7 protein-coding genes are annotated in these 7,134 nt (G+C 71.0%); 6 read left to right on the forward strand and 1 reads right to left on the reverse strand.

What is annotated here, in order from left to right:
- A partial coding sequence (locus ABZS97_RS42840) for an extracellular solute-binding protein (RefSeq protein WP_356148983.1) occupies positions 1–1,368 on the reverse strand: 1,368 nt, incomplete at its 3' end.
- A 510-nt stretch (positions 1,369–1,878) separates the two neighbouring features.
- On the opposite strand from ABZS97_RS42840, the gene ABZS97_RS42845 reads away from it, so the two are divergent.
- The 6 genes from ABZS97_RS42845 to ABZS97_RS42870 all read left to right on the forward strand — a co-directional run bounded on the left by ABZS97_RS42845 (position 1,879) and on the right by ABZS97_RS42870 (position 6,823).
- Positions 1,879–2,928, forward strand: a complete 1,050-nt coding sequence (locus tag ABZS97_RS42845) for a LacI family DNA-binding transcriptional regulator (protein ID WP_356148986.1) — start codon at positions 1,879–1,881, stop codon at positions 2,926–2,928.
- Positions 2,925–3,689, forward strand: a complete 765-nt coding sequence (locus ABZS97_RS42850; RefSeq protein WP_356148989.1) for an SDR family NAD(P)-dependent oxidoreductase — start codon at positions 2,925–2,927, stop codon at positions 3,687–3,689. Before ABZS97_RS42845 ends, ABZS97_RS42850 begins: the two co-directional genes overlap by 4 nt.
- 176 nt (positions 3,690–3,865) lie before the next feature.
- Positions 3,866–5,011 (forward strand): galactonate dehydratase, encoded by a 1,146-nt coding sequence (gene dgoD, locus ABZS97_RS42855; RefSeq protein ID WP_356148992.1) that lies wholly within the window; start codon positions 3,866–3,868, stop codon positions 5,009–5,011.
- A 298-nt stretch (positions 5,012–5,309) separates the two neighbouring features.
- Positions 5,310–5,729: an aspartate 1-decarboxylase gene (panD, locus tag ABZS97_RS42860; RefSeq protein ID WP_356148995.1), complete on the forward strand. Its 420-nt coding sequence runs from the start codon at positions 5,310–5,312 to the stop codon at positions 5,727–5,729.
- A gap of 45 nt (positions 5,730–5,774) precedes the next feature.
- Positions 5,775–6,119 (forward strand): GNAT family N-acetyltransferase, encoded by a 345-nt coding sequence (locus tag ABZS97_RS42865; protein WP_356149000.1) that lies wholly within the window; start codon positions 5,775–5,777, stop codon positions 6,117–6,119.
- Positions 6,119–6,823, forward strand: coding sequence for an aspartate/glutamate racemase family protein (locus tag ABZS97_RS42870; RefSeq protein WP_356149003.1), 705 nt, complete (start codon positions 6,119–6,121; stop codon positions 6,821–6,823). Before ABZS97_RS42865 ends, ABZS97_RS42870 begins: the two co-directional genes overlap by 1 nt.
- The last annotated feature ends 311 nt before the right edge of the window (positions 6,824–7,134 follow it).

Raw genomic sequence — 7,134 nt, forward strand, 5'->3', positions numbered from 1 at the left:
ACCCAGATCGAAGGCGTCTGGGCACCCCACGAGCTCCTTGCCCTGGGCGAGCTGCTCGTTCATCCGGGAGTTGAGCGTGTCGGCGACCTTGCCCGCCGACGTCCCGGACTTCACGGCACCCGGCAGGACCTTGTTCAGCACGCCCTCGAGGGCGGCCTGCTGGGCGTACGGGGTGAAGCTGAGGACGGAGAAGTGCGGCAGCTCCTTCTCCTGCACCTGGAAGGCCTGCTTCTGGAAGGCGCTGGTCTGCGGCATGTTCGGGCGCAGTGACTTCAGCGAGGGGATGCCCCAGCCGCTGGCCGCGCGCACCTGGGCGGGCTTGCCGCCGAAGTACCACTCGAAGAACTTCCAGGACGCGTCCTTGTTCTTGGCGTCCTTCGGGATCCAGAAGCCGGTGGCGCCGAAGCAGGAGCTGACGCGGTGGCCGCCGAACTGCGGGGCGGGCGCGAAGCGGGAGACCTCGGCGAGCTTGGGGTCGGAGCCGATCTGTCCGCCGAACCAGTAGCCGTTACAGCTCATCGCCATGCGCCTGGCCCCGTAGGTGGGGCCGTCCCAGCCGTCGGGGTTGGGGTTGACGACGTTCGGGCCTATGTCGGCCTTGGCGTAGTCCAGGTACCACCGCAGCGCCTTGAGCGCCTCCGGGGAGGAGAAGTCCACCGTGGCCAGGTCCTCGGCGAAGAGACTGCCGCCGGCGGAGGCGGTCATGCCCATGAGCTGCGGGAAGACACCCATGCCGGTGGCGTTCAGGCCGTACACCTTCACCTTGCCCAGACGGCGCTTGACCAGCTTCTTGCCCAGGTCCAGCCACTCGTCGTAGGAGACCGGTTCGGTCGCGCTGGGCGCGTCCAGCTTGGCGGCCTCGAACAGGTCGGTGCGGTACCAGAACATGGAGTCCTGGGAGTAGTCCTTGGCCATGCCGTAGCGGGGTCCGGCGCCCTGCTTCTTGCCGTCGTAGCGCCACACGTCGTTGACGGGGTCGAGGTCGGAGGCCTTCAGCGCCGAGCTCTTGGCGAAGTACGGGTCCAGGTCCGTCATCAGGCCGCGGGCGGCGAAGTACGGCGTCTCGGTCGCGCCGAAGCCGCGGACCACGTCCGGCGGGTTCTTGGCGGCCAGCATGGAGTTGAGCTTGGTGGGGTCCCAGGTGATGACGTTGAGGTTCATCCCCAGCGCCGCTTCCGCAGCCGCGAGGGTCTTCTTGTCCCACTCGTTCTGCACCGTCATCACGGTGAGCGTCGTCTTGCCGCTCCCGGATCCACCCGCGCCGTTGCTGACGGAGCCGGCGCAGGCGGACACACCTGTCGCGGCGAGCGCGGTTCCGGCGGAGAGGGCGAGGAAGCGCCGTCGGTCGAGGGGCGTTGACATGGGCATGCTGATTGCCTTTCGTGGCGGGACGTGCGCGGTTGCGAGACGTTCGCGGTTGCGGCACGTACGGCGGCTGCGTGACGAGGGCGGAGTCCATGGCGGCATGAGGGGTGCCGCGAGAAGCGAACGGGCGAGCACGGCGGCGGTGGTGCACCGGCTTGCCGGGAGGTGGTGCGAGATGCCCTGGACCGGGCGTTTCTGTCTGAGTGGACAGTGCGCACACGGGTGTCAGGGGACCGCGAGTGCGACGGTGGTCGCGTACACGGTGAGACCCGAAGGTGACCCCTCGGCCGCAGTTGACGCGCAGTCAACTGTGGCCGACATCTAGCTATATCGATATGACCGGTTTCATAGATTCTGCCCAGACGTTTCGCTTATTTCCGTCTGAGGAAACCGGTTGACTGAAACTTTCGCGAACGTTAAGTTGCGTTTCCAGAAAGTGTCAAGAGGCCAGAACGCGTCACTCTGGGTTCCGCACGGCGGACCAGGGCAGCGCCCACCGAGGAGGGGGAGCACGTGCCGGAACAGCCCGTCCGGGCCAAGCTCGTGGATGTGGCACACGCGGCCGGGGTCTCCAAGGCCACCGTGTCCAAGGTGCTCAACGGCCGCCAGGACCTGTCCGTACGGCCGGAGACACGCCGGCGCGTCCACGAGGCCGCCGAGGCGCTCGGCTACCGGCCTCACTCCGGGGCGCGGGCACTGGCCGGAGCCAACACACACGCGCTGGCCCTGCTGATCCCCGCACTCGCCAACCCCACGTACGTCACCATCGCCCGCGGCGCCTACCAGCGGGCCCGCGAACTGGGCTACCTCTCCCTGCTGGCCGAGGACTTCGACGGGCAGGAGGCCGACGAGTCCTTCCATGACCTGGTCCAGGAAGGCAGGGTCGACGGACTGCTCATCGCCTCGGCCCGCCCCGGTCACCCCCTGCTGGACGCACTGGGCCGCAGCGCGGTGCCCCATGTCTTCCTCAACCGCTCGGTCGAGGGATCCGGCCGCAACGTCACCATGGACGTCGCCCGCTCCAGCGTGACGGCACTCGACCATCTGCACGGCCTCGGTCACCGCGCGATCGGCCACATCGCGGGTCCTGCCGGGATCACCCCCAGCGAGGTCCGCAAGGAGGCGTTTCTCCGGCACGCTGCCAAACTCGGGCTGGACACGGTGCCCGTCGCGTCCGGGGACTTCACCGAGGACGGCGGCGGGTCCGCCGCGCGGGAACTGCTGCGCTCCGCCGACGGTGACGGGCGGCCGCCCGTCACCGCGCTCTACACCAGCTCGCTCGCGCAGGCGATAGGCGCCATGGCCGCGATCAGGGAGCTCGGCCTCAGGATTCCGGAAGACGTCTCCGTGGTCGGCAACGACGACCTGCCCGTGGCCGCGCACCTCCACCCCCCGCTGACCACCGTCGCGATGCCCCTGCACGAGCTGGGAACCGCCGCGGTGGATGCCCTGGTGGCCACCATCGAGGGCAAGCCGACAGGCGACGTCGTCGTACCGACCGAGCCGCGGCTGGTGCTTCGCGGCTCCACGGCCGGACCGGCAGAACCAGGAGGAACGCCATGACCGTCGCCGCACCGGCGCGCTTCGCCGGCCGTACGGCCCTGCTCACCGCGGCCGCCTCCGGTATCGGGGCGGCCACCGCCCACCGGCTGGCGGCGGAGGGAGCGTCCGTCCTGGTCACCGACGTGGACGCCAAAGGCGCCCAGCGCGTGGCCGAGGAGATCCGCGCGGGGGGTGGACGGGCGCGGGAGTGGCGCCTCGATGTCACCTCGCCGGGGGAGTGGGCCGCGGCCGTCGCCGAGGCCGGGTCCTGGACGGGACGCCTGGATGTGCTCCACCTGAACGCCGGTCGAAACCTGCCCGCAGCGGCACACGAACTGGACGACACCTGCTGGCACGATCAGCTGCGGCTCTCCCTCGACTCGGTGTTCTACGGTGTCCGAGCCGCTGTGCCCCTGCTGAGAACGGCCAGGGGCGCGGTGGTGATCACCTCGTCCGTGCACGCGGCCATCGGCTTCAAGGGCTTCCCCGCGTACGCGGCCGCCAAGGGCGGGATCGACGCCCTCGTACGCCAGCTCGCCGTCGAGTACGGAGGCGAGATCAGGTTCAACGCCGTCCTTCCCGGAGCCGTGGTCACCGCCTTGTGGGCCGAGGCGCCCGAGGAGTACAAGGCGCAGACCGCCGCGCGCACCCCCGTCGGCCGGCTCGGAGCCCCCGAGGACATCGCCGCCGCCGTGGCCTTCCTCGCCTCCGAGGACGCCGCTTTCGTCACCGGCCAGAACCTGCTCGTGGACGGTGGCCGCAGCATCAGCTCCCAGGAGTAGGCCACCGGCCTCACCCGTGCCGGGCGAAAACCCGCTCCACCCGCTGCGGGAACGACCCGCTGCGGGAACGACCAGACCGCCGCAACTGCACCCTCGCACGCCCAAAACCGCTCTCCTCAACGAGCCCCCGGCCGCCCATCAGGCCGTATACAGCACAGGACCCGGAGGTCCATCCCATGAAGATCACTGGATACGAGCTCTTCCTTGTCGAACCGCGCTGGCTCTTCCTGCGCGTCGACACCGACGAGGGCATCTCCGGCTGGGGTGAGCCCATAGTCGAGGGCAAGGCCCACACCGTCGCCCGCTGCGTCGAGGAGATGTTCGACTACCTCCTCGGCCAGGACCCGGCCCGCATCGAGGAGCACTGGCAGGTCCTCGCCAAGAGCGGCTTCTACCGCGGCGGAGTCGTCCTGAACAGCGCCCTGGCCGGAATCGACCAGGCGCTGTGGGACATCGCGGGCAAGACCCACGGCGTCCCGGTCCACCAGCTGCTCGGCGGCCACGTGCGCGACCGGGTGCGCGTCTACGGCTGGGTCGGCGGCGAGACCCCCGAGGAACTGGCCGAGTCGGCCGCCGAGCAGGTCGCCAAGGGCATGACCGCGGTCAAGCTCAACCCCTGCGGCCAGCTCGAACCGCTCGCCACGCCCGCCGCGATCGATGCCATCGTGGCCGGGGTGAGCGCGGTCCGCGAGGCCATCGGACCGGACCGCGACCTGGCGCTGGACTTCCACGGCCGCTTCAGCGGGGCGATGTCCCGCCGCGTCCTGCCCTTCCTGGAGCCGCTCCTGCCGCTCTTCGTCGAAGAGCCCGTGCTGCCGGAGTTCTCCCGGGACCTCGGCGCCGTGGTGCGCTCCACGTCCATCCCCATCGCCACCGGCGAACGGCTGTATTCCCGCTGGGACTTCCGCTCGGTGCTCTCCGACGGCATCGCCGTGGCCCAGCCCGACATCAGCCACGCTGGCGGCATCTCCGAGTCCCGCCGCATCGCCGCGATGGCGGAAACCTACGATGTTCTGGTGGCACCGCACTGCCCGCTCGGCCCGATCGCCCTCGCCGCCAGCCTCCAACTCGACTTCGCCATCCCCAACTTCCTCATCCAGGAACAGGCACTGGGCATCGGCTACGGCGACAGCAGCGGCCTGCTGGACTACCTCGCCGACACCACACCCTTCACGTTCCGTGACGGCTACATCGACCGCCCGACAGCACCCGGTCTCGGCATCACCATCGACGAGGACGCGGTCCGCGCCGCCGCCGAACGCGGCCACCGCTGGCGCAATCCGGTCTGGCGCAACACCGACGGCTCACTGGCCGTCTGGTAGCCGCACCCGGCATCCCCAGCCGGCCCGAACAAACCCTGCCCACACCCACGCCCGGAGAACCCCTGCGCGGTCCTGCCACCGGCCCCACCTGCCCAGCCGACGAGATACAGGCGCCCTGGCAGACCGGCCCAGCCGGGCAGGGGGACGCCGAAGCACACCCCCTACCAACCCTGCAAGCCAACCCGCATCAGCACACAGTCACTTTCCTCACAGCTCTGTTCGACGCGTGCCCGTGTAGAGTCGAGAACGCCCTTGACCTGCAAAAAGCAGGCAGGGAGCCGTCTTCTAGGAGTACTTGATGCTGCGCACTATGCACAAGTCCAAGATCCACCGTGCGACTGTCACCCAGGCCGATCTGCACTACGTCGGGTCCGTCACCATCGACGCCGATCTCCTTGATGCCGCCGACCTGCTGCCCGGCGAGCTCGTGCACATCGTCGACATCACCAACGGCGCCCGCCTCGAGACGTACGTCATCGAGGGCGAGCGCGGGTCGGGGGTCGTCGGGATCAACGGGGCGGCGGCCCACCTGGTGCACCCCGGGGACCTGGTGATCATCATCAGTTACGCTCAGGTCTCCGACGCCGAGGCGCGGGCGCTGCGGCCGCGGGTCGTGCACGTGGACAGCGAGAACCGCATCGTGGCCCTCGGGGCCGATCCGTCCGAGCCGGTGCCGGGATCGGACCAGGAGCGCAGCCCGCAGGCCGTCACGGTCTGAACCTCGGCGGCGGAGCGCCAGGACCGGAGGACTTGAGGAGTGCCCATGAGCGACATCGAGATCCGCGACGACCGGGCCGGCGGCCGCCTTGAGGCGTTCGCCGGGGACGAACTGGTCGGCCACATCGAGTACTTCGTTCTGGAGGCACCCGCGCGCGCCCTCGTGCCCGTCCACACGATCGTGGAGCCCGCGCACGAGGGCAAGGGCATCGCAGGGTCCCTCGCGCGCGAGCTCTACGGCATCGCCGCCCGCGAGGGCATCGTGGTCGCACCGCTGTGCCCGTACGTCGTGAAGTGGGCGGCGCGCCATCCCGAGGACGCCCCGGCGGCCGACCCGGCCCTGGTCAGGGCCGGGAAGGACTGGCTGATCGCCCACCCCGGGCGGTTCTGATGGAGTCCGCGGCCTCGGAGCAAGCGCCTACGACATCGGCGAAGTCGCATCCCGCGGCCGCCTCCGGCCGCGTCCTGGCCCTGCTGCACACCTCGCCCGCGCACGTGCCCGTCTTCGACGTGCTGCGCGACGAGGAGCACCCGGGCCTGGAGTTGCGCCACCTGGTGGTCGAGGAACTGCTGGCCCGTGCCCGGGTCGAGGGTCCGGACGCGGTCGCGGGCGCGGTGCGTGCGGCGCTCGACGAGGCCGCCGCGCAGGGCGCCGACGCCGTGCTCTGCACGTGCTCCACGATCGGCGGCGTCGCCGAGACCGCGGGCGCCCCGGTGCCTGTGCTCCGCGCCGACCGTCCGATGGCGGCCGCCGCGGTGGCCGCGGGCTCGCGCGTCGTCGTCCTCGCGACGCTGGAGAGCACGCTCGAACCCACCGTCGCCCTCGTGGAGGAGGAGGCCCGGCGAGCCGGGCGCCCCGTCCAGGTGCGGACCCTCCTGGTCGACGGCGCGTGGGAGCGTTTCGCGGCGGGCGACATCGAGGGATGCGCCCGCAAGGTCGCCGTGGCCGCCGACGCGGTCACCGACGCCGACGCGCTCGTCCTCGCCCAGGGATCCATGGCCTCGGCCCAGGACTTCACCACCACCTCGGTGCCCGTCCTGTCGAGCCCGCGCCCCGGGCTGGCGGCGGGGGCGGCGGCCGTACGGGGCCGGTAGTCACCGCAGGACCGGTGGGCTCTGTGGCGTAACGGGCGGCGCGACGGGGTGAGTGGGGGTGCGGGGGCCGGGTACGCGTGGGAGAAGTCCAGGGCTGACGTACCCACCGCCTGGAGGACAGAATGACCGATCCGTTCCCCGCCCCCGTACCGCCGGGCCCCACCCCGGGACCGGTCCCCGACCCGGAGCCCTTCCCGGGACCCCAGCCGCCACCGCGGCCCGGGCCGCCCCCCACGCCGAAGCCGCAACCGTCGCCGTCACCGATCCCGAAGCCGCCGGGGCCCGATCCGGTGCCTGAGCCGGAGCCCCAG

It is taken from the genome of Streptomyces sp. NPDC005485 (genome assembly GCF_040606085.1).
Classification (GTDB): domain Bacteria; phylum Actinomycetota; class Actinomycetes; order Streptomycetales; family Streptomycetaceae; genus Streptomyces.

What these genes read in the sequence shown, in the direction of transcription:
- ABZS97_RS42850 (WP_356148989.1), top strand. Translation starts at nt 2,925, where the DNA reads ATGACCGTCGCCGCACCGGCGCGCTTCGCCGGCCGTACGGCCCTGCTC.
- dgoD (WP_356148992.1), top strand. Translation starts at nt 3,866, where the DNA reads ATGAAGATCACTGGATACGAGCTCTTCCTTGTCGAACCGCGCTGGCTC.
- panD (WP_356148995.1), top strand. Translation starts at nt 5,310, where the DNA reads ATGCTGCGCACTATGCACAAGTCCAAGATCCACCGTGCGACTGTCACC.
- ABZS97_RS42865 (WP_356149000.1), top strand. Translation starts at nt 5,775, where the DNA reads ATGAGCGACATCGAGATCCGCGACGACCGGGCCGGCGGCCGCCTTGAG.
- ABZS97_RS42870 (WP_356149003.1), top strand. Translation starts at nt 6,119, where the DNA reads ATGGAGTCCGCGGCCTCGGAGCAAGCGCCTACGACATCGGCGAAGTCG.